Annotated in this window: 21 protein-coding genes; 5 read left to right on the top strand and 16 right to left on the bottom strand. The window is 68.7% G+C overall.

The features are described from left to right. The first annotated feature begins 52 nt into the window (after positions 1-52). Positions 53-1,363: an MFS transporter gene (locus RZE77_RS20215; RefSeq protein WP_319438974.1), complete on the top strand. Its 1,311-nt coding sequence runs from the start codon at positions 53-55 to the stop codon at positions 1,361-1,363. On the opposite strand, the gene RZE77_RS20220 is transcribed toward RZE77_RS20215, so the two are convergent. Beyond that, positions 1,324-2,385, bottom strand: a complete 1,062-nt coding sequence (locus RZE77_RS20220; protein WP_319438975.1) for an adenosine deaminase — start codon at positions 2,383-2,385, stop codon at positions 1,324-1,326. The genes RZE77_RS20215 and RZE77_RS20220 overlap by 40 nt on opposite strands. A gap of 81 nt (positions 2,386-2,466) precedes the next feature. Between RZE77_RS20220 and RZE77_RS20225 the strand changes: the two genes are divergently transcribed. Continuing rightward, the gene (locus RZE77_RS20225) at positions 2,467-2,835 is read left to right on the top strand and encodes a c-type cytochrome (protein ID WP_319438976.1); all 369 of its coding nucleotides are present in this window, start codon (positions 2,467-2,469) and stop codon (positions 2,833-2,835) included. Positions 2,836-2,844: 9 nt separating this feature from the next. Here RZE77_RS20225 and RZE77_RS20230 read toward each other — a convergent pair whose 3' ends face one another. Further along, positions 2,845-3,747, bottom strand: coding sequence for a LysR family transcriptional regulator (locus RZE77_RS20230; RefSeq protein WP_319438977.1), 903 nt, complete (start codon positions 3,745-3,747; stop codon positions 2,845-2,847). Positions 3,748-3,887: 140 nt separating this feature from the next. Between RZE77_RS20230 and RZE77_RS20235 the strand changes: the two genes are divergently transcribed. Beyond that, complete coding sequence (locus RZE77_RS20235; protein ID WP_319438978.1) at positions 3,888-4,901, top strand: zinc-dependent alcohol dehydrogenase family protein; 1,014 nt, start codon at positions 3,888-3,890, stop codon at positions 4,899-4,901. A gap of 24 nt (positions 4,902-4,925) precedes the next feature. On the opposite strand, the gene RZE77_RS20240 is transcribed toward RZE77_RS20235, so the two are convergent. Both RZE77_RS20240 and RZE77_RS20245 read right to left on the bottom strand, forming a co-directional pair. Beyond that, positions 4,926-6,110, bottom strand: coding sequence for a glycoside hydrolase 100 family protein (locus RZE77_RS20240; RefSeq protein ID WP_319427198.1), 1,185 nt, complete (start codon positions 6,108-6,110; stop codon positions 4,926-4,928). Beyond that, positions 6,097-7,095, bottom strand: coding sequence for a GlxA family transcriptional regulator (locus RZE77_RS20245; protein WP_319438979.1), 999 nt, complete (start codon positions 7,093-7,095; stop codon positions 6,097-6,099). The genes RZE77_RS20240 and RZE77_RS20245 overlap by 14 nt, the downstream gene beginning before the upstream one ends. 47 nt (positions 7,096-7,142) lie before the next feature. Here RZE77_RS20245 and RZE77_RS20250 point away from each other — a divergent pair, with 47 nt between their 5' ends. Beyond that, positions 7,143-8,282, top strand: a complete 1,140-nt coding sequence (locus tag RZE77_RS20250) for a DJ-1/PfpI family protein (protein ID WP_319438980.1) — start codon at positions 7,143-7,145, stop codon at positions 8,280-8,282. 26 nt (positions 8,283-8,308) lie between these two features. On the opposite strand, the gene RZE77_RS20255 is transcribed toward RZE77_RS20250, so the two are convergent. Genes RZE77_RS20255 through RZE77_RS20275 form a run of 5 tightly spaced genes read right to left on the bottom strand, consistent with a single transcriptional unit; the run spans position 8,309 to position 13,283 of the window. Beyond that, positions 8,309-9,271 carry a Bug family tripartite tricarboxylate transporter substrate binding protein gene (locus tag RZE77_RS20255; protein WP_319438981.1) on the bottom strand — a complete coding sequence of 321 codons (963 nt, stop codon included), beginning with the start codon at positions 9,269-9,271 and terminating at the stop codon, positions 8,309-8,311. After that, on the bottom strand, positions 9,268-10,161 hold the full coding sequence (locus tag RZE77_RS20260; RefSeq protein WP_319438982.1) for an amidohydrolase family protein: 894 nt from the start codon (positions 10,159-10,161) through the stop codon (positions 9,268-9,270). Before RZE77_RS20260 ends, RZE77_RS20255 begins: the two co-directional genes overlap by 4 nt. A 9-nt stretch (positions 10,162-10,170) precedes the next feature. Next, the gene (locus tag RZE77_RS20265; protein ID WP_319438983.1) at positions 10,171-11,364 is read right to left on the bottom strand and encodes a CaiB/BaiF CoA transferase family protein; all 1,194 of its coding nucleotides are present in this window, start codon (positions 11,362-11,364) and stop codon (positions 10,171-10,173) included. A gap of 17 nt (positions 11,365-11,381) precedes the next feature. After that, positions 11,382-12,380, bottom strand: a complete 999-nt coding sequence (locus tag RZE77_RS20270; RefSeq protein ID WP_319438984.1) for a tripartite tricarboxylate transporter substrate binding protein — start codon at positions 12,378-12,380, stop codon at positions 11,382-11,384. Positions 12,381-12,413: 33 nt separating this feature from the next. Beyond that, entirely contained in the window at positions 12,414-13,283 is an 870-nt protein-coding gene (locus RZE77_RS20275; RefSeq protein WP_319438985.1) for an HpcH/HpaI aldolase/citrate lyase family protein, read from the bottom strand. Between the two features lie 77 nt (positions 13,284-13,360). Here RZE77_RS20275 and RZE77_RS20280 point away from each other — a divergent pair, with 77 nt between their 5' ends. Further along, positions 13,361-14,257, top strand: a complete 897-nt coding sequence (locus tag RZE77_RS20280) for a LysR family transcriptional regulator (RefSeq protein ID WP_319438986.1) — start codon at positions 13,361-13,363, stop codon at positions 14,255-14,257. 49 nt (positions 14,258-14,306) lie between these two features. On the opposite strand, the gene RZE77_RS20285 is transcribed toward RZE77_RS20280, so the two are convergent. The 7 genes from RZE77_RS20285 to xdhB form a co-directional block, all read right to left on the bottom strand. Beyond that, positions 14,307-15,479: a BMP family ABC transporter substrate-binding protein gene (locus tag RZE77_RS20285; protein WP_124956286.1), complete on the bottom strand. Its 1,173-nt coding sequence runs from the start codon at positions 15,477-15,479 to the stop codon at positions 14,307-14,309. A gap of 49 nt (positions 15,480-15,528) precedes the next feature. Then, positions 15,529-16,449, bottom strand: coding sequence for an ABC transporter permease (locus RZE77_RS20290; protein ID WP_319438987.1), 921 nt, complete (start codon positions 16,447-16,449; stop codon positions 15,529-15,531). Between the two features lie 347 nt (positions 16,450-16,796). Beyond that, on the bottom strand, positions 16,797-17,942 hold the full coding sequence (locus RZE77_RS20295; RefSeq protein ID WP_319438988.1) for an ABC transporter permease: 1,146 nt from the start codon (positions 17,940-17,942) through the stop codon (positions 16,797-16,799). Continuing rightward, on the bottom strand, positions 17,935-19,467 hold the full coding sequence (locus tag RZE77_RS20300; protein WP_319438989.1) for an ABC transporter ATP-binding protein: 1,533 nt from the start codon (positions 19,465-19,467) through the stop codon (positions 17,935-17,937). Before RZE77_RS20300 ends, RZE77_RS20295 begins: the two co-directional genes overlap by 8 nt. Positions 19,468-19,567: 100 nt before the next feature. After that, a complete protein-coding gene (locus RZE77_RS20305) occupies positions 19,568-20,851 on the bottom strand; it encodes an NCS2 family permease (protein WP_405547639.1) in 1,284 nt (427 codons plus the stop codon). A gap of 177 nt (positions 20,852-21,028) precedes the next feature. After that, positions 21,029-22,012, bottom strand: coding sequence for a LysR family transcriptional regulator (locus RZE77_RS20310; RefSeq protein WP_319438991.1), 984 nt, complete (start codon positions 22,010-22,012; stop codon positions 21,029-21,031). A gap of 207 nt (positions 22,013-22,219) precedes the next feature. Continuing rightward, a complete protein-coding gene (xdhB, locus tag RZE77_RS20315; protein ID WP_319438992.1) occupies positions 22,220-24,670 on the bottom strand; it encodes a xanthine dehydrogenase molybdopterin binding subunit in 2,451 nt (816 codons plus the stop codon). Positions 24,671-24,672: the final 2 nt, after the last annotated feature.

Raw genomic sequence — 24,672 nt, forward strand, 5'->3', positions numbered from 1 at the left:
CATTATTTTCTGATTTTCAAAAGCTTTGCAACGGCGGACACTGCGCCGTAACATGATCCATTCGACCTCCTCCCCTTCCTGTTCTCCGCGCCACCGCTGGAAGGTGCTGGCCGCCGGGGTGGCCGCCAATGCGGCGTTTTCCGTGGCCTTCAGCGGCATCCCGATGACCGCGGTGCTGATGCGCACCGGCTACCAGCTCGACAACGCCACGCTCGGCCTGGTGCTTGGCCTCATGGGCCTGGGCATCGCGGTCAGCGAACTGCCGTGGGGCCTGCTGACCGATCGCTGGGGCGACCGGCCGGTGCTGCTCACGGGCCTTGGCAGCACGGCGATCGCGCTCGTGGCGATGGCGCTCTGGGCCGCGCCCAGCGCGCAGCACATCCCCGGCCTCGGCTGGCTCGGCGCCGGCCTGCTGCTGGTGGGCCTGCTGGGCGGCAGCGTCAACGGCGCGAGCGGCCGCGCGGTGATGACGTGGTTCGATGCCGGCGAGCGCGGGCTCGCGATGAGCATCCGCCAGACCGCGGTGCCGCTGGGCGGCGGCATTGGCGCGCTGGTGCTGCCGTTCGTCGCATTGCACTTCGGCTTTGCCGCGCTCTACGGCCTGCTGGCACTGCTGTGCGCGCTGAGCGCGGCCATGAGCTGGGCCTGGGTGCACGAGCCGCCTGTTGCGCCGGACACGCCGCGCACCAGGGCCAACGTCGCCGAGTCGGCGATCGCATCGAAGAGCGGCCCGCTGCGCGATGCCCGGGTCTGGCGCATCGTGCTGGGCATCGGCATCCTCTGCGCGCCGCAGTTCGCGGTGCTGTCCTTCGGCACGGTGTTCCTGCACGACTTCGGCCATGCGGGCCTCGCAACCATCACGGCCACCATGGTGTTCGTGCAGGTCGGCGCGATGGTGATGCGCGTGTGGAGCGGCCGCTGGACCGACCGCCGCCGCAACCGCCCCGCCTACCTGCGCGCCTGCAGCGCCCTCAGCGTGCTGCTGTTCGCAGGGCTCGCGATGCTGGTGATGGCGGCGGGCACGCACGCGGCCGATTCAGCGGCGCTGCGCATGGCACTGGTGGCGCTGCTCGCGGCCAGCGGTGTCTGCGTGTCGGCATGGCACGGCGTGGCCTACACGGAGCTGGCCACGCTGGCCGGCGCGGCGCGCGCGGGCACCGCGCTCGGCATGGCGAACACCAGCGTGTTCCTGGTGTGCTTCATCACGCCCTTCTCCATCCCGCACCTGCTCGCGCTGCAGGGCTGGCCGCTGGTGTGGCTTGCGGCCAGCGCCTGCGCGCTGGTGGCGATGCTGCTGCTGGTGCCGCGAGGCCCCGCGGCCGGTCAGAAGCTCGCGAAGACGGCGTTGAGCCGATCGACGTAGGCGCGCTTGGCGGCCGCGTCGATGAAGCTGCCTTCGAAGCTGTTGGCCGCGAGCTGCCAGGCCTGCTGCACACCAAGGCCGGTGGCGCCGAAGGTCTGCGTGAAGTTCTGGTTCATGTAGCCGCCGAAATAGGCCGGGTCGTCCGAGTTGACGGTGGCCACCAGCCCTGCGTCGAGCAGCGCGCCCAGGTTGTGCTGCGCCAGGTCGGGGAACACGCAGAGCTTGAGGTTGGACAGCGGGCACACGGTGAGCGGAATGCGGTCTTGCGCGAGCCGCTTCATCAGCGCCGGGTCCTTTGCGCTCTGCACGCCGTGGTCGACGCGCTCGACCTTGAGCACGTCGAGCGCGCTCCACACGTAGGCCGGCGGCCCCTCCTCGCCCGCGTGTGCGACAAGGTGGAAGCCCAGCTCGCGGCAGCGCGCGAACACGCGCGCGAACTTCTCGGGCGGATGGCCGACCTCGCTCGAATCGAGGCCCACGCCGATGAACTTGTCACGGAAGGGCAGCGCCTGCTCCAGCGTTTCGAAGGCATCTTCCTCGCTCAGGTGGCGCAGGAAGCACAGGATGAGCGCCGCGCTCACGCCGAGCTTCCCCTCGGCATCCGCGCACGCGCGGTGCAGGCCGTGGACGACCGTCTCCATCGGCACGCCGCGCGCGGTGTGCGTCTGCGGGTCGAAGAACATTTCGGTGCGCACCACGCTGTCGGCCGCGGCGCGCTCCAGGTAGGCCCAGGCCATGTCGTAGAAGTCCTGCTCCTTCAGCAGCACGCTGGCGCCGGCGTAGTAGATGTCGAGGAAGCTCTGCAGGTTGGTGAAGGCGTAGGCACGGCGCAGCTCTTCGACGCTGGCATAGGGAATGGCCACGCCGTTGCGCTGCGCGAGCGCGAAGATCAGCTCGGGTTCGAGCGAGCCCTCGATGTGCATGTGCAGCTCGGCCTTGGGCATGGCGCGCAGCAGTTCGGGCAGGCGCTCGGCGGCGATCTTGACGAAGCTCTGGTCGAAGACGGGGCGGTAGTCGGTCATGGTGGGAAAATCGGCGTTGTGATTTCCGCACAGCATAAGCGCAGCCGCCCCGTGGGAGATGCGCCAGAACGTATAGGGCCCATGCCTCTCATTTCAAAACGGCCATCGCGCAACGGACGGAAACTTCTGTCGCTCGCGCTGCGGGTCTCGCTGCTGATGTCCGCTCCGGCATTCGCTGGCGCTGCCGCTGTCGACGGGGCGCAGGCACTGGCCCGCGACCACGGCTGCCTCGCCTGCCACGGCATGCTCCGAAAGCAGGTCGGCCCCGGCTTCGCGCAGATCGCCGAGCGCTACCGCAGCGACGCGGCGGCGCCCTCCCGGCTGGCCGGCAAGATCCAGGGCGGCAGCGTGGGCACCTGGGGACGCGTCATCATGCCCCGCCAGCCGCAGCTGAGCGATGAAGAGGCGAAGGCCCTGGCCGGGTGGGTTCTTTCGCAGCCGCCGCCATGAAGCAGCGCGTCAGTCGTTGAAGGCCCGCAGCATCGCCCTGCGAAGCCATGTCTCTGCCGCGTCCTTGTCGGTCACGGCGCGCCAGGCCAGCTTGATCTGGTAGCTCGGACTCTCGAACGGCAGCGCCTCACAGCGAAGCCCGCCCTGCGCCGACAGCGCCAGCGCCACATGCTCCGGCACCGTGGCCAGCAGCTCGGTGCCCGCGAGCACGGCCGGCAGGCTGCCAAACTGCGGCACCGAGAAGGCCACCTCGCGCTGCCGGCCGAGCTCGTTCAATGTTTCATCGACAGTGCCGCACAGGTCGCCCGCGTAGGTCACGAGCACGTGCCGCCGCCGGCAATAGTCGTCGAGCGTCAGTCTTGCGGTTGCGGTGTCGGCACGCAGCAGCGCAAAGCGTGCCGTGCGGACCTTGCGCATCTTGGCGCCTGCCGGCAGGTCCTTCAGGAAGGTCATGACCGCGCTGACCCGCCCTTCGTCGAGATAGCGCGTGGCGTTGCGGTAGCAGACCGTCAAGGTCACCAGTCGGGCGCGGGGTGCTTCCACGCTGAGCGCGCGAAGCAGCCGCGGCAGCATCGCGATCTGCAGGTCGTCGGTGAGCCCGATGCGAAACACCGGCGCGGCGCGCGCGGGCTCGAAATCCGCCTGCGCCCGGAACGTGGCCTCGATCTGCTCGAGCGCCGGACCCAGTCCCTGCATCAGCGCGAGTGCCCGTTCGGTCGGTTCCATCACCCGCCCCTGCCGCACCAGCAGCGGATCGCCCGTGAGCTCCCGCAGCCGCGCCAGCGCGTGGCTCACCGCCGGCTGTCCCAGGTGCAGCCGCTGCGCAGCCCGGCTGACGTGCCGCTCGCGCATGAGGGCCGCCAGCACGGTGAGCAGGTTGAGGTCAATCCGGCTGAGTTCGATCGGTTTCATCCACGCGCCTTGAAGTCATCGATTCCATGCATAGCGAATATCGTATGAATCGATTTCCTTGATGGCCCTGCGGCTTCTAGATTGATGCCTTGGGCCGCTTCATTCCGGGGCTGCCGGCTTTTTTCCAAGGAGATTCTTGTATGGGCAGGATGGTTCGCTTTCACCGCTTCGGCGGCGCCGATGTTCTGAAGGTCGAACAGGTTGCGACGCCGGAGCCTGGCGCCGGCGAAGTGCGCATCGCGGTGCAGGCGATCGGTCTGAACCGGGCCGACGCACTGTGGCGCCAGAACCAGTACATCGAGGACGCGACGCTGCCGGCCGGCCTGGGCAACGAGGCCGCCGGCCTCATCGAAGCGGTGGGCGCGGGTGTCGATAGCCTGAGCGTGGGCGACCGCGTCGCGCTGCTGCCCGGCGCCAACCAGGGCCTGTACCCCACCTATGGCGAGAGCATTCTGTTTCCCGCCTCGCATGTGGTGCGCTACCCCGGCAAGCTTTCGGCCGAGCAGGCCGCCGGTGCCTACATGGCCTACCTGACGGGCTATTTCCCGATGTTCGAGATGGCCCGCCTGCAGCGCGGCCAGACGGTGCTGGTGACGGGTGCGTCATCCAGCACGGGCATTGCGGCGCTGCAGATGGCGCGCGCGGCGGGCCTCCTCGCCATCGCCACCACACGCACGGCAGCCAAGCGCCAGGCGTTGCTGGACGCAGGCGCATCGCATGTGGTGGTAACGCAAGACGAAGACGTGGTGGAGCGCGTCCTGGCGCTGACCGGTGGCCGCGGCGCCGACCTGGTGTACGACGGCGTGGGCGGGCCGCAGCTGGAGCAGCTCGGCGGCGCCGTCGCACAGCGCGGCTGGTACGTGCTGTACGGGCTCTCCGGCGGCGCGGCGTTCAGCTACCCCGTGCTTGCGCAGTTCCGCAAGAGCTGGCGCTTCCACGTCTACACGGTGCTGGAATTCACCGGCTCGGCCACCATGGGCTTGCCGCGCGACAAAGCTGCGCTGGGCCGCGCGCTGGCCTTCGTCGATGAAGGCCTGGCCAGCGGTGCCCTGCAGATGCGCATCGACCGCCGCTTTGCGTTCGACGAGGTGGTGCAAGCCCATGAGTACCTCGAACGCGCCGGACACATCGGCAAGATCGTGCTCACGGTCTGATCGATCAAACCAGAGCGCAAGCCGTCACCAGGCCGCCTCGCTGCCCTCCAGCGCACGCCGGGCCAGCAGAAAGGCCGCGGCATTCCAGCTCTGGCCCGCCATGCCCATCGGCGCCAGCGTGCGGCCGTGGAACCACTCGGTGAAGCGCCAACCGCCGAGCTGGTTCACATGCGCAAGGCGGGCGAGCTCGGGCCAGGCCATGTCATGCAGCCCGAGGCGGGCCAGCGCCATCACCCAGAAGCCGCCCACGAAAGGCCAGATGCCACCGTTGTGGTACTGGTGCACCACGTTCTGCTGGTGGCGCGCCATGTACGGCCGCCAGAGCGCATGCTCGCGCGTCAGCGGATGCAGTACCACGCGCACCGGGTACGGCTCGCAGGCGCGCGCCGCGGCAATGGTGCGGACAATGCGGTTCGCCATCTCCGAATCGGCCAGCCCGCCCTGTATGGCCAGCACGTTGCCGAACACGTCGCCCTCGTTGCCGACGAAGGACAGGTTGACGAAGCTCAGGTACAGGCCCGGATCGGTCCGGCCGCGGCGCGCGTAGTGCCGCAGCAACCGGGCGCGGTGGTATTCGGGCAGGTCCTGCTGGAACGGATTGAACAGGTGGTTGAAGTGGTGCTGCGTCGCCTCGGCATCGTCCAGCGCGAAGCGGCGCTTCACCTCGTACCAGAGCGCGTTGGTGTAGAGCACATAGCCCGAGCGCGGCATGATGTCGGCCCAGTCGCTGGCCTCGTTCTGCTGCAGCAGCCTGAAGTGCTGGTGCTCCTGCGCCAGCAGCCAGCCGATCGCGCGCTGCACCTCGGCGCGCCAGTGCGTGGTGCCGACCTGGCCGTGGCGGCGCACGTGGTCCACCGCGATCAGCCACCACAGCGTGGCGTCGATGCACCCCAGGTACCAGAAGTCGGCATCCTGGCCGTCGGGGTCGACGTACTTGGGGATCTGGCCGTTGGCCGCCTGCTGCGCGGCCAGCGCGTCGAGGCTGGCGACGGCGCCCTGCTCCAGCGCGGGCACGCCGCTGCCGCACATGGCCATCACGCAGATGGCCGCGTCGCGCCCGAAGATGCGCGTGTAGCGCCGCGCAACGGCCGCTTCGGTGCGGGTGGCGGCCAGGATGCCGTGCGGCGTGAGGTTGCGTTCGAGCAGTTGCAGCGAAGCCTGGGAACAGTCGTCGATCAGTGCAAGGGAAGTGGCATCAGGTGTCGTCATGGGTTCGATAGGCTTGCGGCGTGAGGCCGTGCTGCCGCGCGAAGGCGCGCTGCAGCGCGTCCACCGAGCGGAAGCCGCTGCGGCTCGCGATGCGGTCCTGCGGCCACCGCGTCTGGCGCAGCAGCTGCGCGGCGGCGGCCACGCGGACCTGTTCGACAAAGCGCGCCGGCGTGCAGCCGGTCTCGGCCGCGAAGGCGCGCGCGAAGTTTCTGGGGCTCATCTGCACGCGCTCGGCCAGGGCCTCGACCGACAGGTCGTCCTGCGGATGCGTGCCGATCCACGCCACCAGCTCGCGCAGCCGGTGGCTGGCCGAGGCCTGCGCCTGGAGCGCCTGCGTCAGCTGCGGCTGCGCCCCGCCCCGCAGCATCGGCAGCGCCAGCGTGCGGGCAATTTCCATCGACACGGCGTGGCCAAGATCGTCCTCCACCAGCGCAAGCGCAAGCTCGATGCCGGTGGTGACGCCGGCCGAGGTCCACACCGGCCCGTCGCGCACGTAGATGCGCTCGCGCTGCACCCGCACCTGCGGCCGCAGCGCCTGCAGCTGGTCGCACACGCGCCAGTGCGTGGTGGCCTCGCGGCCGTCGAGCAGGCCGGCCGCGGCCAGCGCGAAGGCGCCGCTGCACACGCTCGCCATGCGGCGCGTGCGCGGCGCCGCTTGCCTGAGCCAGGCGCCGATATGCTGTTCGAGGATGGCCGCGCGCACCGCCGGCTCGTCGCCGCCGGCGACGATCAGCGTGTCGATCGACGCGGGCAGCTGCTGCAGGCTGCAGGTGCCCGAAAAGCTCAGGCCGCCGTTCGTCGACACGGTGCCGCCGGCCGGCGATGCGATGTGCAGGCGGTAGCTGCCGGGATGCATCTGCTCGGCCTTGCTGAACACGCTGGCCGGGCCGGCGACGTCGATCACCTCGACGCCGTCGAACACCACCAGCACCACGTCGCTGGCAGAAACCGCGGTTTCTTCGTCCTTGCGGGTCAGGGTGGGCATTCGTAGTCTCTGGGCATCGTCATCATCAAGTCGACAGGGGACCGTCCATGTGGAGATCGATAGGAGCGCTGATCGGCGCAAGTATTGCAGCCTTTGCGCTGGCGGGCTGCACGGGGGGCGCGCCGCCGCTGCCGACCGCGCAGGCCGATGCGGCGCGCAGCGAGCGCGAGAAGCAGGCTTTTGTCGAGGCGCTGAAGCCGCATCGCGCGGGCCGGCCCGTGGTGGCGGTGCTCGCGCTGAACGAAGGCACCGAGATGACCGACCTGCTGCTGCCGCATGCGGTGCTCCGGCGTGCCGATGTGGCCGAGGTGCGGATCGTGGCGCCGCGCGCGGGGCGGGTGAGCCTGTATCCCGCACTCGAGGTCGATGGCGCGCAGGACTTCGCCGGCTTCGACAGGCTTCATCCCGCAGGCGCCGACTACGTGATCGTGCCGGCGATGATCGCCGACGACAACCCGCAGGTGGCGGCCTGGCTCAAGCAGCAGGCGGCGCGCGGCGCGCAGGTGATCGGCGTCTGCTCGGGCGCACGCGTGGTCGGCCGCGCCGGCCTGCTCGACGGCCGGCGCTTCGCGGGCCACTGGTACGACCGCGGCACGCTGCTCGCGCGCCACCCCGGCGCCAGTTACGTGCCGCACCAGCGCTACGTGGCGGACCGCGGCGTCGCCACCACCACCGGCATCACCGCCTCGGTACCGGCGATGCTGGCGCTGGTGGAGGCGATCGGCGGGCAGGAGAAAGCCAGGGCCCTTGCAACGGAACTCGGCGTGGCCTCATGGACGCCGGTGCACGACAGTTCGCCGTTCTACCTGGACACCGGCCGCAGGGCGGGTTTCCTGCTCAACAAGGCCGCGTTCTGGCGCGGCGAGCGCTGGCGCGTGGACGTGCAGGACGGCGCCGACGACATCGCCCTTGCACTGGCCGTCGACGCGTGGACGCGCACCGGGCACATCGCGGTCGATGCCGCATCGGCCTCGGGCCCGGTCAGGCTGCGCAGCGGGCTGGTGCTGCTGGCGCAGCCGCCCCGCGAAGGAGCGGAGCGCCTGCCGCTCTCTTCTTCGCTGAAGCCGGTGCCGCAGCTGGACCGCACGCTGTGCGAGATCGGCGAACGCTATGGCGCGGCGCGGCGCGACTGGGTCATGCTGGAGATGGAATATCCCGGGCCGGTTGCGGCAGCCTGTACGGGCTGACCGGCCGGCTGCGTGAAGGCCCGGATTCAATCGACCCGGATGTTGCGCGCCTTCACCAGCGCGCCCACGCGCCCCGTCTCGTTCTGCACGAATTTCGCGAAGACCTCCGGCGTGGTGCCGGCGGGTTCCAGGCCGAGCTGCAGCAGCTTCTGCTTGACCTGGGGTTCGTTGACGGCCGCCTGTACCGCCTTGCCGAGCCGCTGCACGATGTCGGGCGGCGTGCCCTTGGGAAGGAACACGCCGTTCCACTCGACCACGTTATAGCCCGGCAGGCCCGACTCAGCGAGCGTCGGCGTGCCGGGCAGGCCGGGCACGCGCTTGGCGGAACTCACGGCCAGCGCGCGCAGCTTGCCCGACTGCACGTAGCCGAGCGTCGACGCCACGTTGCCGAAGTAGGCCGACACCTGCTCGCCCATCACATCGGTCAGCGCGGGCGCGCCGCCCTTGTAGGGCACGTGCATGAGGCTGAGCCTGGCCTGCTCGTTCAGCGCCTCGCCGGCCAGGTGCGAGCCGGTGCCGCCGCCCGCCGAGGCAAAGCTCAGCTTGCCGGGGTTCTTGCGCGCGAAGTCCAGGAACTGCGCCACCGTCTGGTACGGCGCCGTGGCGGGCACCACGAGGATCTGCGGCGCGGTGGCCACCAGCGACACCGGGATGAAGTCTTTCGCGGCATCGAAAGGCAGCTTGCGCAGCGACGGGTTCACCGAGAACGCCGAGGCGTCGTAGAGCACGGTGTAGCCGTCGGCGGGCGCCTTGGCCACGTTGTCCTCGCCGATCACGCCGCCCGCGCCCGGCCGGTTGTCGATGACGATCTGCTGGCCGAGCGCGATGCTCATCTGCTGCGCGACGACGCGCGCGGTGTTGTCGGCGCCGCCGCCCGCGGCATACGGAACCACCATGCGGATCGGCCTCTCGGGCCATGCGGCCCAGCCCAGCAGCGGAACGCAGGCGGCCAGTGCGGCCAGTGATTTCAGGACAGGTCTTTTCGTCATTCGGTCGTCTCGGTCTTTGTCGTTTCAGGAAAGTCGTAGAGCAGCGCGGGGTTGTCGACGAGCACGCGGCGGCGCTGGGCCTCGTCAGGAACCCATTGGCCCAGCAGGTCGAACAGCACCGCGTCGTCGGGCTTGGCGGCCGTAGGCTCGGTCGGGTGCGGCCAGTCGCTGCCCCACACCACGCGCTCCAGCGCCTGGCAGACCCAGGCCTGCGCGATGGCGCTCGTGTCTGCATAGCCGCCAGCGGCGCCCGTCCTCGAGTCGAGGTAGGCACCGGAGAGCTTGATCCAGGTGCGGCCCTTGTCGCGCAGCCGGCTCACGACGCCGAATGCGGGATGCGCCTGCGCATCGGGCAGCGGCAGCCGCGCGAGATGGTCGAACACGATCGTGCAGGGCAGCCGCGCGAGCAGGGCCGCATGCCCGGCGATCTGGTCGGCGTTCCAGTGCAGCTGCACATGCCAGCCCAGCGCATGCACGCGCTGCGCGAGCGGCTCGACCATTTCGAAGCCGGTCGCCGCGTTGGCTGCCGTGTAGAGCGTGAAGCGGATGCCGCGAATGCCGCCCGCATGCAGGCGCTCGAGCTCGGCATCGCTCACGTCGGGCCGGACCACCGCGACACCTCGGGTGCGCGCCGCGCCGAGCGTGCGGATGGCATCGAGCGTCACGCTGTTGTCGGTGCCGTGCACGCGCGGCTGCACGACGACCGTGCGCTCGGTGCCGATGCGTTGCTGCAGCAGGCGATAGTCGGCGGCCGTGGCGTCGTCGACCATCGCATCGGGCGATCCGTGGAGCGCGAAGCGGCGATCGTAGACATGCATGTGCGCATCGCAGGCGCCTTCCGGTGCCACGCTGGCGGGCTTGCGCGTGCCGCTGCTGTGGGGGACTTGCATGCGCGTTGCTCAGCCGGCCGCGTCCGCGGCCTTGCGCGCCGCCAGCACCGCCTGCGTGTGCTGCCCCAGCGTGGGTGCCGCAAAGGGCTCGGGGCCCGGCGTGCGGCCGAACTGCACCGGCCGCGTGAAGCCGCGGTAGGCGCCGAGCGTGGGATGCGCGAAGGTCGCCACCATGTCCTCGGCCAGCACCTGCTCGTTGTCGAACATGTCCTCGACCGTGCGGGCCGCGGCGCAGGGCACGTCCTCGCCGAACAGTTCCTCCCATTCGAGCGCGCTGCGCGCGGCCAGCGCCTCGCGCAGCCGAGGCACGATCTCGGAAAAATGCTGCGCGCGCTTGCGCACCGAGTCGTAGCGCTCGTCGGCCGCGAGTTCGGGCAGGCCCACCTTGTCGCACAGCGCGCGCCAGAAATGCGGCGTGTTGGCCGAGATGTAGAGATGGCCTTCGCGTGTCGGGTGGATGCCCGTGATGCCGCCCGAGCGCATGTCGCGCCCCACGTCCTTGGGCTCGCCTTCGGCCCACACCATGCGGGCCGACTGCATCGTGAGCGCGGAGCGCAGCAGCGACACGCCGACGAACTGCCCCTGGCCGCTTTTCTCGCGCTCGTACAGCGCGGAGGCCACGCCCGCGGCCACCAGCGCGGCCGCGTAGTAGTCGACCACCGAGCCGTAGATGATCTCGGGCGGCTCGCCGCGCTTGCCCTGCAGTGCACACATGCCGGTCATGGTCTGCAGCACCTGGTCGTAGCCCGCCTTCTCGCGCAGCGGACCGGTTTCGCCATAGCCCGTGAGGCTGCAATAGATCAGGCGCGGATTGACGGCCTTCAGCTGCTCGTAGGCAATGCCCAGCCGCGGCGGCACGCTGGGCCGGAAGTTGTGCACCAGCACGTCGGCCGTGCGCACCAGCGCCATCAGCGCGGCAAGATCGTCGGCCTTCTTCAGATCGAGCACCACGCCGAGCTTGCTGCGGTTCACGCCGATGAAGGCGCGGCTCTCGGCCTCGAGCGTCGACGGGTACTTGCGCAGGTTGTCGCCCGTGGGCGGCTCGATCTTGATGACTTCTGCCCCCTGATCCGCCAGCAGCGAGCAGCCGTACGGGCCCGCGATGTAGGCACTGAGGTCGAGCACGCGCAGGCCGCTGAGCGGGCCGGTGGGGCCGCTGCGTGCGGGCAGGCGTGCGTCGTCGTTCGGGGCGTCGAAGCTCATGGATCTTTCTTTCTTCCTCAGTCTGCGGTGATGTTCTGCTGCTTGGCGAGCTTCTTCCAGCGCTCCACGTCCTCGGCGATGACGGCGGCGAACTGCTTTGGCGCAAGCGGCGTGGCGATGGCCCCTTCGCGCAGGAAGTTGGCCGCGATCTCGGGCTTGGCCAGGATCCTGTTGACGGTGGCGTTGAGCTTGGCGACCACGTCGGACGGCGTGCCGGCCGGTGCCAGCAGGCCCCACCAGAGCTCGAACTCGTAGCCCGGCACGGCGGTGGACATCGGGATGAGCTCGGGCGCGATCGGGCTCGGCTTCAGGCTCGTGATGCCCACGGCGCGCAGCTTGCCCGCGCGCACCATCGGCAGCAGCGAGGGACCACTGGAGATCAGCAGCTGCGTCTGGTTGCCGACCAGGTCGGTCACGGCCGGGCCCATGCCTTTGTACGGGATGTGCGTGATCTGCATGTCGCCGACCTTGGCCTTGAGCAGCTCGGTGCCGAACTGGTTGACGCTGCCCGAGCCCGACGACGCATAGTTGTACTGCCCCGGCTTCGCCTTGATGGCGGCGATCAGCTCGGTGGGCGTCCTGGCGGGAAACTCGTTGTTCACCGCGACGATGAAGGGGCCCTTGGCGAACATGGCCACGGGTGCCAGCCCATTGATCGGATCGAAGGGCAGCTTCGACTGCACGGCCGCGTTGGTCGTCATGCTCGAGGACACGGCCACCAGCGTGTAGCCGTCGGGCGCGGCCTTGGCGACCTGGCCGGTGCCGGTGTTGCCGCTGGCGCCGGGGCGGTTGTCGATGATCACCGGCTGCTTGAGCTCGTCGCCCAGCTCCTTGGCCACCTGGCGCGCGAAGGTGTCGTTCGAGCCGCCCGCCGGATAGGGCACCACGATGGTGACGGGCTTGCTCGGGTAGGCCGCGGCCTGCGCGAACGCGCCGCCGCTCGACAGCAGGCCGCCGGCAAAGGCGGCCACGGCGAGCGCGCGCAGGCGAAGGGGCGAGTGAGAGTGAATGTGCATCTGTCTTGTCTCCTGGTCTTGTTTGAAGAAGGCTCAGCCCGGCAGCAGGCCGAGGCTGCGCGCGCTCGCGACGATGGCGCGCGCGCGGATCACGAAGGGAATGTCGATCATCTTTCCGTCCACCACATAGGCGCCCACGCCGCCGGCATCGGCCGTGCGGGCGGCCTCGACCACCTTGCATGCGTGCGCGATCTCCTCGTCGGTGGGACGGAACACCTCGTTGGCGATCGCGATCTGGCTCGGGTGGATGCAGGTCTTGCCGAGGAAGCCGAGGTTGCGCGCCAGCATGGCTTCGGCGCGGAATCCCTCGGCGTCGCGGATGTCCGCGAACGCGCCGTCGTAGGCATAGACGCCCGCTTCGCCTGCCGCCATGCGCACCGCGAACATCGCCTGCTGGATCGCGGCCGGCTCGCGCCGCGCAATGCCCAGCGGTTCGAACAGGTCGCCCAGGCCCAGCTGCAGGCCCGCCACGCGCGGATGCGCGAGCGCAAGCTCGGCCGCAGTGCGCAAGGCCGCGGGCGCCTCGATGTTCAGCAGCAGGCCGATCGGCGTGCCCACGCCGTTGGCGCGTTCGGCACGTTCGATCGCCTCGACCGCGCTGCGCACGTGGGCCGGGCTCTCGGGCTTCGGGATATTGATCAGGTGCACGCCGGGCTGGGCCACCGCCGCGATGTCGTCCGCAAAATGCAGTGTGTCCATCGCGTTGACGCGAACGATCACCGTCTTGCCCGACGCAACCGTGCCGCCGCTTTGCAGCAGCTGCCGCACGGCGTCGCGTGCCTCGCCCTTGCGCGGTTCGGACACCGCATCTTCCAGGTCGAGACAGACGCCGTCCGCCGCGCTGCCCAGCGCCTTGGCGAACAGCTCGGGGCGCGTGCCGGGAACGAAGAGTTTGCTTCTCATGCGCCGCAGTGTGTGCGGTTCACGAGATCGGAAAAACACATGCCTCCTATGATCAGATGATAGAAAATCTGTCTTTCATGGAAACAGCCTATCTGCAAAGCTTTCTTCTGGTGGTGGAGTCGGGCTCCATGTCGGAGGCCGCGCGCCGCCTCGACCTGACGCCCGCGGCCGTGGCGCAGCAGATCCGCACGCTGGAGCGCGAACTTGGCGCCCCGCTGCTGGCGCGCGCCGGCCGCACGGTGCAGCCCACCGAGGCCGGGCACCAGCTGGTGCAGCGGGCCCGCAACCTGCTGCGCGAGGTGAGCGACATCAAGGCGCTGCTCGGCAGCGACGCGGCCGGCGGCGAGTTGCTGGTCGGCACCATCAACACGGCCATCCACAGCCTGCTGCCCGACATCCTCGCGCGCTTCGTGAAGACGCATCCCGGCGTCAAGGTGTTCCTGCAGTCGGGCACCACGGCCACGCTCTACAAGGCGGTGCAGCAGGGCGATCTCGACGCGGCCGTGTGCCTCTATCCACCGTATGTGCTTGCCAAGACTTTCGACTGGTCGCTGCTGCGCGAGGAGCCGCTGGTGCTGCTGGCGCCCAGCCGCCTCGCGCGCCGCGATCCGCACGAGCTGCTGCGCACCTCGCCGCTGATCCGCTACGACCGCAACCTGGGCGGCGGCAAGCAGGCCGACCGCTACCTGCGCGCCGCGGGCATCGTGCCGCAGGAGCGCTTCGAACTCAGCTCGCTGCTGGCCATTGCCATGATGGTCGACCGCGGCCTGGGCGTCTCACTGGTGCCCGACATCGCTTCGCCGCTGCTCGACGGCCAGCGCGTGGTGAAGATCGCGCTGCCGCTGCCTTCGGAACCGCGGCGCTTCGGCGTCCTGTGGCAGCGCGCATCGCCGCGCCTGCGGTTGATCCAGGGCTTTGTCGACAGCGCGCGGATGGTGACCGAAGGAAAGCCGCGCGGCACGAACCACAAATGAAAAGGGTCGCCTGCAGGCGACCCTTTCATACGCGCAAGGGCGCAGCGCTTTACTTCTTGTCGCCGCCCGGAACTTTGCCTTCCACGCCCTTGACGTAGAAGTTCACGCCCGAGAGAAACTTGTCGTCGGCCACCGCATCCTTGGCGACCACTTCCTTGCCGTCCTGGCCCAGGATCGGGCCCTTCCAGATCGCGAAGCTGCCGTCCTTCAGGCCCTTCTTCACTTCCTCGACCTTGGCCTTGGTTTCGGCCGGCACGTCCTCGGCGATCGAGACGATGTCGATGGCGCCTTCCTTCACGCCCCACCAGCTCTGGCCCGTGGCCCACTTGCCGTCGAGCGCGTCCTGCGTGGCCTTGATGTAGTACGGCGCCCAGTTGATGGTGGCCGAGGCCAAGTGGGCCTTGGGACCGTAGGCGGTCATGTCGGAATCCCAGCCGAAGGCGCGCTTGCCCTTTTCCTGCGCGGTCTTGAGCACGGCCGGCGAGTCGGTGTTCTGGAACAGCACGTCGGCGCCGCCGTTGATGAGGGCGGTGGCGGCTTCGGTTTCCTTCGGCGGGCTGAACCATTCGTTCACCCAGACCACCTTGGTGGTGATCTTCGGGTTGACCGACTGCGCGCCCAGCGTGAAGCTGTTGATGTTGCGCAGCACCTCGGGAATCGGCACCGAGCCGACCACGCCGAGCGTGTTGCTCTTGGTCATGGCACCGGCAATGATGCCGGCCATGTAGGCGCCTTCGTAGGTGCGGCTGTCGTAGGTGCGCATGTTCTCGGCGGTCTTGTAGCCGGTGGCATGCTCGAACTTCACGTCCTTGCTGTCGGTGGCCACCTTGAGCATCGGCTCCATGTAGCCGAAGGTGGTGCCGAAGATCAGCTTGTTGCCCTGGCCGACCATGTCGCGGAACACGCGCTCGGCGTCGGCGCCCTCGGGCACGCTCTCGACGAAGGTGGTCTTGATCTTGTCGCCGAATTCCTTCTCGAGCGCCTTGCGGCCGTTGTCGTGCGCGAAGGTCCAGCCGCCGTCGCCCACCGGGCCGATGTATGCGAATGCGATGTTGAGCGGCGCAGCCGGTGCCGGTGCGGCGGCAGCGGGTGCCGGCGCCGGTGCGGGGGTTGCAGCCGGTGCAGCCGCTTCCTCTTTCTTGCCGCAGCCGATCAGGGCCGCCGAAGCGACCGCCGTGAGGGCGGCCAGCTTGAGCAGGGAGCGCTTGTTCAGATCATTCATTGTCGGAAATCCTCAAAAAGGACAGGTTGGCGGAAATCGAGAAGCGAGATTATGAGCCGGGGTAGAACGGTTTTCCGATCGAAGCGGGCATGTTGATGCGAATGAATGCCGGGTTGCGCGAGATCAGCGCCAGCACCACGATGGGCGCGATGTACTGCAGCATGCTGAGGAACTGCGGCGGCACATCGACGCCGCTGCTCTGCAGGTGGAAGCCCAGCATCGACACGCCGCCGAACAGGTAGGCGCCCAGCAGCACGCGGATCGGCCGCCAGGTGGCGAAGGTGGTGAGCGCCAGCGCGATCCAGCCGCGGCCCGCGACCATGCCCTCGACCCACAGGGGCGTGTAGACGGTGGAGAGGTACGCCCCCGCCAGCCCGCAGAGCGCGCCGCCCGCGATCACAGCCATGAAGCGGATGCGCCGCACTGGATAGCCGAGCGCATGCGCCGACTCGGGCGACTCGCCCACCGAGCGCAGCACGAGCCCGGCGCGGGTGCGGTAGAGAAACCAGATGAGGCCGAAGGTCAGGACAACCGCGAAATACACCATGGGGTGGTGGCGGAAAAGCGCGGGCCCGACGAGTGGAATGTCGCCGAGCACCGGCACCGCGTACGACACGCTTTCGGGCAGCCTGGCCTGCACGAAGTTGATGCCCACGAAGGCGGAGAAGCCGACGCCGAAGAGGCTGAGCGCGAGGCCGGTGGCGTACTGGTTGGTGTTGAGCCAGATCACCAGCACGCCGAAGAAGGCGGCGAGCAAGGCGCCGGCCGCCATGCCGGCCAGGAAGCCGAGCCAGGGGTTGTGAGTGATGACGACCGTCGCAAAGCCGGCGATGGCGGCGCAGAGCATCAGGCCTTCGGCGCCGAGGTTGACGATGCCGGCTTTCTCGTTGATGAGCAGGCCCAATGCGGCGATTGCAAGCACGGTGCCGGCGCTCAGCGTCGAGCCGAGCAGGAGTGCGTAGCTGTCCATGTCAGTGGCTTCCCCGTGCGTTTCGTTGTTCGGCTGTTTTCGGGCGTTGTTGTTCAGGGCGTGTGCACAGGCCACCGGGTACTCCCCTCCGCGAATGTCCCCCGCCTTCGGCTCCTCCTTTATTTCGCTGCGGGGAGTACCCGATGTCCTGTGCACCTGGGCACGCTCGTTGTGCATCGCTGATCAACGACCGCTCTGTCCGACGCTCCCGCTGATGGGGTGCCTTGCGCAGCGAAATAAAGGAGGAGGCCGCAGGCCGGGGGACATTCGCGGAGCAAGGTACCCCGTCGGCGGGAGCGCGCCCTGAACGACGGACGACACGACAAAAAGAAAAGCAAGAGGTCATCCTAGAGCGCTCCTTCGTTCGATCGCGCAACGGGCGCAGTCAACGGCGTGCTGACCTGCAGCGAACTCGTCGAGAGAGTGGTGGCCTTTGCAGCGGCCTTGCGGCGGATGCGGTAGGCGATCAAGGTGTCGCAGGCCAGCAGCGTGAAGAGCAGCAGCCCCTGGAACACACCGGTCAGCGACTTCGGCAGGCCCAGGCGCGACTGCGCGAGCTCGCCGCCGATGTAGAACATGCTCATGAGGATGGCCGAGAACACCATGCCCACCGGATGCAGCCGGCCGACGAAGGCCACGATGATGGCCGCGAAGCCGTAGCCCGCCGGCACGTAGGGCGTGAGCTGGCCGAGCGGTCCCGCCACTTCTAGCGCGCCGGCCAGGCCCGCCGCACCGCCCGAGGTCAGCAGCGCGATCCAGATCGCGCGGCGTGCCGAGAAGCCCGCATAGCGCGCGGCTGCGGGTGCGAGCCCGCCTACCTGCTGCGCAAAGCCAGCGCGCGTGCGGAACAGGAACACCCAGAGCGCGCCCACCCCCAGCAGCGCGATGATCAGCCCGATGCTCACGCGCGAACCCTTGAAGAGCCGCGGAATCTGCGTCACGGCCTCGAAGGTCTTTGATTGCGGAAAGTTGTAGCCCTGCGGATCCTTCCACGGACCGAACACCATGTAGCCCAGCAGCAGCGTGGCCACATACACCAGCATCAGGCTCACGAGAATTTCGTTGGCGTTGAACCGGTCGCGCAGAAAGGCCACGATGCCCGCCCACACCATGCCGCCGACGGTGCCCGCGACCAGGATGGCCACCACGATCCACGAGCCCGTGGTCTTGTCGGCCATCAGCGCGACGCCGCCCGCGGCAATGGCACCGAACACGAACTGGCCTTCGGCGCCGATGTTCCAGACGTTGGAGCGGAAGCACACCGCCAGCCCGAGCGCGATGATGAGCAGCGGTGTCGCCTTGATCGTGAGCTCGCCGATCGCGTAGCCGCTCTTGATCGGTTCGTAGAAGAACACCAGCAGGCCCTTGACCGGGTCCTTGCCGAGCGCGGCGAACAGCGCCACGCCGATCAGCACGGTGATCAGCAGCGCGAGGATCGGCGAGGCAAAGGTCCAGAAGCGCGACAGCTCCGGGCGCGGTTCGAGCTTAAGCATGGGTCGCCTCCTTGATGTTGTTGTTCTTCTTCTCCCAGAGGCCGCTCATCCATTCGCCGATCTGCGGCAGCGTGGCGGCCGCGCGGTCGACGGAAGGCGACAGCCGGCCCTTGGCGATCACGTGCAGCCGGTCGCTGATGTCGAACAGCTCGTCGAGCTCCTCGCTCACCACCAGCACCGCGCAGCCGGCATCGCGCAGCGCAAGGATCTCGCCGCGGATCAGCGCGGCCGCGCCCACGTCCACGCCCCAGGTCGGCTGCGAGACGATGAAGAGCTTGGGGTTGGCGTCGATCTCGCGGCCGACGATGTATTTCTGCAGGTTGCCGCCCGAGAGCGAGCGCGCCGCGGCATTCGGGCCGCCGGCCTTGACGTTGAAGCGCTCGATGATGGCCCTGGCATGCTTTTCGAGCGCCGCCGTGCGGATCCACCCGCCCTTGCCCACCGCATTGCCGCGCGTGAGCAGCAGGTTGTGCGCGAGCCCGAGCGTGGGCACCGCACCGCGGCCCAGCCGCTCCTCGGGAACGAAGTGCAGGCCCATTGCGCGCCGCGCACGCGGCCGCAGCCGGCCGGCCGGCTTGCCGAACACCTGCACCATGGCGGACTCGGCGCGCACGTCCTCCCCAGAGAGCGTGTAGAGCAGTTCCTTCTGCCCGTTGCCGGACACGCCCGCAATGCCGACCACCTCGCCGGCGCGCACCTCGAACGAGATGCCGTCGAGATCGACGCCGAACTGGTCCTCGCGCGCCAGCGTGAGCCCGTTCACGCGCAGCGCCACCGCGCCCGCATGCACCGGCCGGTGCTGCAGCGGCGGCGGCTCGCTGCCGATCATCAGCCGCGAGAGCGACTCATTGCTTTCGTTCTGCGGATTGCACACGCCCGTCACCTTGCCGCCGCGCAGCACCGTGCAGGCCGTGCACAGCTCGCGGATCTCGTGCAGCTTGTGGCTGATGTAGAGGATGCTGCAGCCCTCCGACGCCAGCTTGTTGAGCACGCCGAAGAGCTTGATGACGGCCTGCGGCGTGAGCACCGAGGTCGGCTCGTCGAGGATCAGCAGCTTGGGGTTGGTGAGCAGTGCGCGGATGATCTCCACGCGCTGCATTTCGCCCACCGACAGCGTGTGCACCGGCCGCGAGGGATCGATGTCCAGGCCGTATTCGCTGGCCTTGGCGGTGATGCTGCGCGCCACCTCGGCCAGCTGCAGCGACTTGTCCAGGCCCAGCCACACGTTCTCGGCCACGGTCAGCGTGTCGAACAGGCTGAAGTGCTGGAACACCATGCTGATGCCCAGCGCCCTCGCCTGCTGCGGGTTGCGCAGGCTGACGGCCTGGCCGTCGAAGACCACCGTGCCTTCGTCGGGCTTGACCGAGCCGTAGATGATCTTCATCAGGGTCGATTTGCCGGCGCCGTTCTCGCCGAGCACGGCATGGATTTCGCCGGGCGCCACGGCCAGCGAGATGTCGCTGTTCGCCACCACCGCGGGGTAGCGCTTGGTGATGTTCGCGAGCTGGAGTCTGGGGGTTGTCATGCCGGGTTTCGTGGGTTTGTCTCGTTCAACAGCAACAAGCGGAGGCAGCTATGAGTTTAATAGCGGCTTCCGCGACCATCGGCGCCCGACGGCGCGCCCCTCAGTGTCCGCCGATGTAGGCGAACTTGAACAGGAAAATCGCCGCGATCACCCAGACCATCGCATGCACTTCCCGTGCCCGGCCGGTGAAGAGCTTGAGCACCGCGTAGGTGATGAAGCCGAAGGCCAGGCCATTGGCGATCGAGTAGGTGAAAGGCATGGCCAGCGCGGTCACGGCCGCGGGGATCACCTCGGTGGTGTCTTCCCAGTCGAGCTCGACGAGGTCGCGCAGCATCAGGCAGCCCACGAAGAGCAGCGCCGGTGCGGTGGCATAGGCCGGCACCGAGCTCGCGAGCGGCGAGATCATCAGGCAGGCGAGAAACAGCGCCGCCACCACCACCGCCGTGAGGCCGGTGCGACCGCCGGCCTGCACGCCGGCTGCGCTTTCCACGTAGGCCGTGGTGCTCGAGGTGCCGAGCAGCGAGCCCGCGAAGATCGCGCCGCTGTCGGCCAAGAGTGCCTTGTTCATGCGCTCCATCTTGCCGGGCACCAGCAGGCCCGCGCGCTTGGCCACGCCCATCAGCGTGCCGGTGGCGTCGAACATCTCGACCAGGAAGAACACCAGCACCACGTTCAGGATGCCGCCCTTGAGCGCGCCCATGATGTCGAGCTGCATGAAGGTGGGCGCGATCGACGGCGGCGCGTCGAACACGCCGTGGAACTTGTTGCCGCCGAAGAAGAACGACAGCACCGTCACCAGCAGGATGCCGATCAATATGGCGCCGCGCACCTTGAGCCGGTCGAGCGCCACGATCACCAGGAAGCCCAGCGTCGCCAGCACCACCGGTGCCGAGTGCAGGTCGCCCAGCGTGACGAAGGTGGCCGGCGAGGCGGCCACCACGCCCGCGCTCTTGAGCGCGATGAGCGCCAGGAACATGCCGATGCCCACGGTGATCGCCGTTCGCAGCGACTGCGGTATGCCCCGGATGAACAGCTCCCGCAATCCCGTGACCGTGACGACCAGGAACAGGCAGCCCGAGATGAACACCGCGCCCAGCGCCACCTGCCACGTGTAGCCCATGCCCAGCACCACCACGTAGGCGAAGTAGGCGTTCAGGCCCATGCCCGGCGCCATCGCGATCGGGTAGTTGGCATACAGGCCCATGATCAGCGTGCCGATCGCCGCGATCAGGCAGGTGGCCACGAAGACCGCGCCCTTGGGCATGCCCGCGTCGCCGAGGATCGACGGGTTCACGAAGATGATGTAGGCCATCGTCAGGAAGGTGGTGAGCCCTGCGATGACTTCGGTGCGCACGGTGGTGTTGTGCTCGGTCAGCTTGAACATGCGTTCAAGCCAGTTCGCGCCCTGCGGCGCGACGTGCGCGGCTGTCCCCGAGGCGTGGGGATCGGTGACCTTGGGCACCTCTTCAAACCTGTTCATGTCGCTTGTCTCCAGCTGTTGTATTTGGCGGTTCGTTCAAACGTGGCCTCGGCCGCGACGCCGGCGCGGCCGGAGGATTCGTCAAGGCGGGTCGGGCGCCTCGGCCGCGACGGCCCGCGAGGCCGGCGTGGTGAAGGCGGGCCGCAGCGACGCCGCCACCTCCTTGATGCATTCGCGCAGCCAGCGCGCGGAACTCGACGAATGGGTGCGCTCGTGCCAGAGCTGGTAGTACATGAGGCGCGGCAGCGCCACCGGGCACTCGAGGATCTTCACCGGCAGCCGCGCGGCAAAACGCTCGCAGTACTGGCGGCCGGTGGTGAGCACCAGCAAGCTCGACGCGACCATGTCCGGGATCAGGCTGAAGTGCGCGCAGCGCGCCGTGATGTTGCGCTGCCGGCCCAGCTCGTCGAGCATCTGGTCGATGATGCCGCGCCCGCCCGGGTGCATGGGCGTGGGCGCGATGTGCTCGGCCGCGAGCCAGGTCTCCAGGTCCCAGCCGCGGCGCACGGCCGGATGGTCCTGGTTGACCAGCGACACCACCTCGTCGCCGAAGAGCCGCGCCATGTGCAGGTCTTCCGGCGGCTTGAGCCAGTTGCCGATCACGAGGTCGACCTGGCCGAGCGCGAGGTGGCCGTGGTAGTCGGAATCGGGCGTGAGCGCATGGATCTCGATCTGGCACAGCGGCGCCTCGCGCTTCACATGCGCCACCAGCATCGGCAGGAACAGCGGGTCCATGTAGTCGCTTGCGGCGATGCGGAAGGTGGTGGCCGCCGACTGCGGCTCGAAGCCGCGCGCATCGGAGAACAGCATCTCGGCCGCGCGCAGGATGCTCGCGGCCGGCTCGATCATCCGCAGCCCCGCATCGGTCGGCACCATGCCCGAACCCGATCGCACCAGCAGCGGATCGCCCGAGAGTTCGCGCAGGCGCTTCAGCGCGGCCGAGACGGCCGGCTGGTACATGCCCAGGCGAATGGCGGCGCGCGAGACGCTGCGGTCGGTCAGCACGGTGTGCAACACCCGGATGAGGTGCAAGTCGATCTTGTCGAACAGCGCCTGATCACGCATGGCGTTCTCCCACCACGGCGGTGAGGCCGGTTCCGCGGCGAAAACTGGGCTCGCCCCCAGTCTTCGCGCACTGCGTGTCGCTTCGCCAACCCCCTACCGGGGGCAACACCAGCGGCCCGGCAAAGCCGGTTCCGCGGTGTTTCGCGAAGGAATTCAGGGAGTAGGGCATTAAGGAAACTTTGGACATGCGCCAAAGTCTACGAGTGGCTAGGCGGACTGGACGGCCGTGATGGCGCGAAGGATCGACTCGCTCGTGGCCGGCGCCTTCAGCGGCGGATCGACCCTGTGGCCGCCGGCCGCCGACACCGCGTCGCGGATCGCGAAGAACACCGAGAACGGCAACAGCAGCGGCGGCTCGCCCACGGCCTTGCTGCGGTGAATCGAGTCCTCGAAGTTCTGGCCTTCGAACAGGCGCACGTTGAAGACGGGCGGGCAGTCGTTGGCGGTCGGGATCTTGTAGGTGCTGGGGGCATGCGTGGTGAGCTTGCCGCTTTGCGGATGCCACACCAGCTCCTCGGTGGTGAGCCAGCCCATGCCCTGGATGAAGGCGCCTTCGACCTGGCCGATGTCCACGGCCGGGTTCAGCGACTTGCCCGCGTCGTGCAGGATGTCGGCGCGCAAGAGCTTCCATTCGCCGGTGAGCGTATCGATGATCACCTCGCTCACCGCCGCGCCGTAGGCGTAGTAGTAGAACGGGCGGCCCTGCATTTTGTCCTTGTCCCAGCTGAGGCCGGGCGTGGCGTAGAAGCCGTCGGACCAGAGCTGCTTGCGGTCGAGGTAGGCCTCGCCCACCACGGTGCTGAAGGCCAGCGAGCGGCCGTTGACCTCGACCTTGTCGTTGGCAAAGCGCACCTCGCTCGCCTTCCCGCCATGGCGCTCGGCCGCGCTCTCGGCCAGGCGCTCGCGGATCTGGCGCGCGGCATCCTGCGCGGCCTTGCCGTTCAGGTCGGCGCCCGTCGATGCGGCCGTGGCCGAGGTGTTGGCCACCTTGGTGGTGTCGGTCGCCGTCACGCGCACGCGCTCGAAGCTCACGCCCAGCTCGTGCGCCACCACCTGCGCCACCTTGGTGTTGAGGCCCTGCCCCATCTCGGTACCGCCGTGGTTCACGAGGATCGAGCCGTCGGTGTACACATGCACCAGCGCGCCGGCCTGGTTGAAATGCTTGACGTTGAACGAGATGCCGAACTTGAGCGGCGCGAGCGCGAGGCCGCGCTTGAGCACCACGCTCTTTGCGTTGAACGCTGCGATCTCTTCGCGCCGTGCGCGGTAGCCGCTGCTGGTTTCCAGGTCGGCCACCAGTTCGTGGACGATGTTGTCGGTTACGGTCTGGCGATAGGGCGTGACGTTGTTCTGCGTCGTGCCGTAGAAGTTGATGCGGCGCACATCGAGCGGATCGCGGCCCAGCGCGCGCGCCACCGAGTCCATGATGTTCTCGACGGCAATCGCGCCCTGCGGCCCGCCGAAGCCGCGGAACGCGGTGTTGCTCTGCGTGTTGGTCTTGCCCGAGTAGCCGTGCATGGCCACGTTGGGCAGCCAGTAGGCGTTGTCGAAGTGGCACAGCGCGCGCGTCATGACCGGGCCCGAGAGGTCGGCCGAGTGGCCGGCGCGCGAGACCATCGTGATCTCCGCGCCGAGGATGCGGCCCTCGTCGTCGTAGCCCACCTCGTACTCGTACCAGAAGCAGTGGCGGCGGCCGGTGATCATGAAGTCGTCGTCGCGGTCGAGCCTGAGCTTGACCGGGCGCTGCAGCTGGCGCGCCGCGATGGCCGCCACGCAGGCGAACAGCGCCGACTGCGATTCCTTGCCGCCGAAGCCGCCGCCCATGCGCCGGCATTCCACATGCACTTCGTTCGACTGCAGGTGCAGCGCATGCGCCACCAGGTGCTGCATCTCGCTCGGGTGCTGCGTCGAGCAATGGATGTGCAGCGCGCCGCCTTCCTTGGGAATGGCGTAGCTGATCTGGCCTTCGAGGTAGAACTGCTCCTGCCCGCCGACGTCGAGCGTGGCGGCGTGTCGGTTCGGCGCCTTCGCGATGGCCGCGCGCACGGCGGCCTCGTCACCCTCGTTGGCCGCGCCGCCGCTGCGCACGATGTGCATCGGCGGCACCACGTACTGGCCGCGCGCATGCGCGTCCTGCGGCGTGAGCACGGGCGGCTGCGCCTCGATGGTCATCGCGTCCTTCGCCCTGGAAGCGGCGCGGCGCGCGGCTTCGCGCGTCTCGGCGATCACCGCGAACACGGGCTGGCCGAGGTAGCGGATCTCGCCGCCGTCTTTCACGGGCAGCAGGATCGGGTCGTCGTGAACGATCGAGCCGCAGTCGTTGGTGCCGGGAATGTCGTCAGCGGTGATGACCGCCACCACGCCGGGCATGGCGCGAATCGCGTCGAGCGACAGCGCCGTCACGCGGCCGTTGGCAGCGGGCGAAAGGCCGAGCGCGCAATGCAGCGTGCCGGTGATTTCGGGAATGTCGTCGATGTAGGTCGCTTCACCGGCCACGTGCAGGTGCGCCGATTCATGCGGCCGGCTGATGCCGACACGTGCGCCGAGGTCGTGCGCGATCGCTTCGGCCACGGGGTCGATGCGCGCGGCGGTGTTCTTCAGGTAATCGGCAAAGGCCTCGGCGGGCTGCAGCAGGCGGGCGTCGATGGGTTTGTTCATGG

The organism is Variovorax sp. SPNA7 (assembly GCF_033807855.1).
Lineage (GTDB): Bacteria > Pseudomonadota > Gammaproteobacteria > Burkholderiales > Burkholderiaceae_C > Variovorax > Variovorax beijingensis.

Bases quoted from the DNA above. Each gene is read 5' to 3' on its own strand.
- RZE77_RS20260 (WP_319438982.1), bottom strand. From the start codon at position 10,161: ATGCAAGTCCCCCACAGCAGCGGCACGCGCAAGCCCGCCAGCGTGGCA.
- RZE77_RS20290 (WP_319438987.1), bottom strand. From the start codon at position 16,449: ATGGACAGCTACGCACTCCTGCTCGGCTCGACGCTGAGCGCCGGCACC.
- RZE77_RS20310 (WP_319438991.1), bottom strand. From the start codon at position 22,012: ATGCGTGATCAGGCGCTGTTCGACAAGATCGACTTGCACCTCATCCGG.
- RZE77_RS20225 (WP_319438976.1), top strand. From the start codon at position 2,467: ATGCCTCTCATTTCAAAACGGCCATCGCGCAACGGACGGAAACTTCTG.
- RZE77_RS20265 (WP_319438983.1), bottom strand. From the start codon at position 11,364: ATGAGCTTCGACGCCCCGAACGACGACGCACGCCTGCCCGCACGCAGC.
- xdhB (WP_319438992.1), bottom strand. From the start codon at position 24,670: ATGAACAAACCCATCGACGCCCGCCTGCTGCAGCCCGCCGAGGCCTTT.
- RZE77_RS20255 (WP_319438981.1), bottom strand. From the start codon at position 9,271: ATGACGAAAAGACCTGTCCTGAAATCACTGGCCGCACTGGCCGCCTGC.
- RZE77_RS20240 (WP_319427198.1), bottom strand. From the start codon at position 6,110: ATGACGACACCTGATGCCACTTCCCTTGCACTGATCGACGACTGTTCC.
- RZE77_RS20305 (WP_405547639.1), bottom strand. From the start codon at position 20,851: ATGTTCAAGCTGACCGAGCACAACACCACCGTGCGCACCGAAGTCATC.
- RZE77_RS20300 (WP_319438989.1), bottom strand. From the start codon at position 19,467: ATGACAACCCCCAGACTCCAGCTCGCGAACATCACCAAGCGCTACCCC.
- RZE77_RS20270 (WP_319438984.1), bottom strand. From the start codon at position 12,380: ATGCACATTCACTCTCACTCGCCCCTTCGCCTGCGCGCGCTCGCCGTG.
- RZE77_RS20285 (WP_124956286.1), bottom strand. From the start codon at position 15,479: ATGAATGATCTGAACAAGCGCTCCCTGCTCAAGCTGGCCGCCCTCACG.
- RZE77_RS20280 (WP_319438986.1), top strand. From the start codon at position 13,361: ATGGAAACAGCCTATCTGCAAAGCTTTCTTCTGGTGGTGGAGTCGGGC.
- RZE77_RS20275 (WP_319438985.1), bottom strand. From the start codon at position 13,283: ATGAGAAGCAAACTCTTCGTTCCCGGCACGCGCCCCGAGCTGTTCGCC.
- RZE77_RS20295 (WP_319438988.1), bottom strand. From the start codon at position 17,942: ATGCTTAAGCTCGAACCGCGCCCGGAGCTGTCGCGCTTCTGGACCTTT.
- RZE77_RS20215 (WP_319438974.1), top strand. From the start codon at position 53: ATGATCCATTCGACCTCCTCCCCTTCCTGTTCTCCGCGCCACCGCTGG.
- RZE77_RS20235 (WP_319438978.1), top strand. From the start codon at position 3,888: ATGGGCAGGATGGTTCGCTTTCACCGCTTCGGCGGCGCCGATGTTCTG.
- RZE77_RS20250 (WP_319438980.1), top strand. From the start codon at position 7,143: ATGTGGAGATCGATAGGAGCGCTGATCGGCGCAAGTATTGCAGCCTTT.
- RZE77_RS20220 (WP_319438975.1), bottom strand. From the start codon at position 2,385: ATGACCGACTACCGCCCCGTCTTCGACCAGAGCTTCGTCAAGATCGCC.
- RZE77_RS20245 (WP_319438979.1), bottom strand. From the start codon at position 7,095: ATGCCCACCCTGACCCGCAAGGACGAAGAAACCGCGGTTTCTGCCAGC.
- RZE77_RS20230 (WP_319438977.1), bottom strand. From the start codon at position 3,747: ATGAAACCGATCGAACTCAGCCGGATTGACCTCAACCTGCTCACCGTG.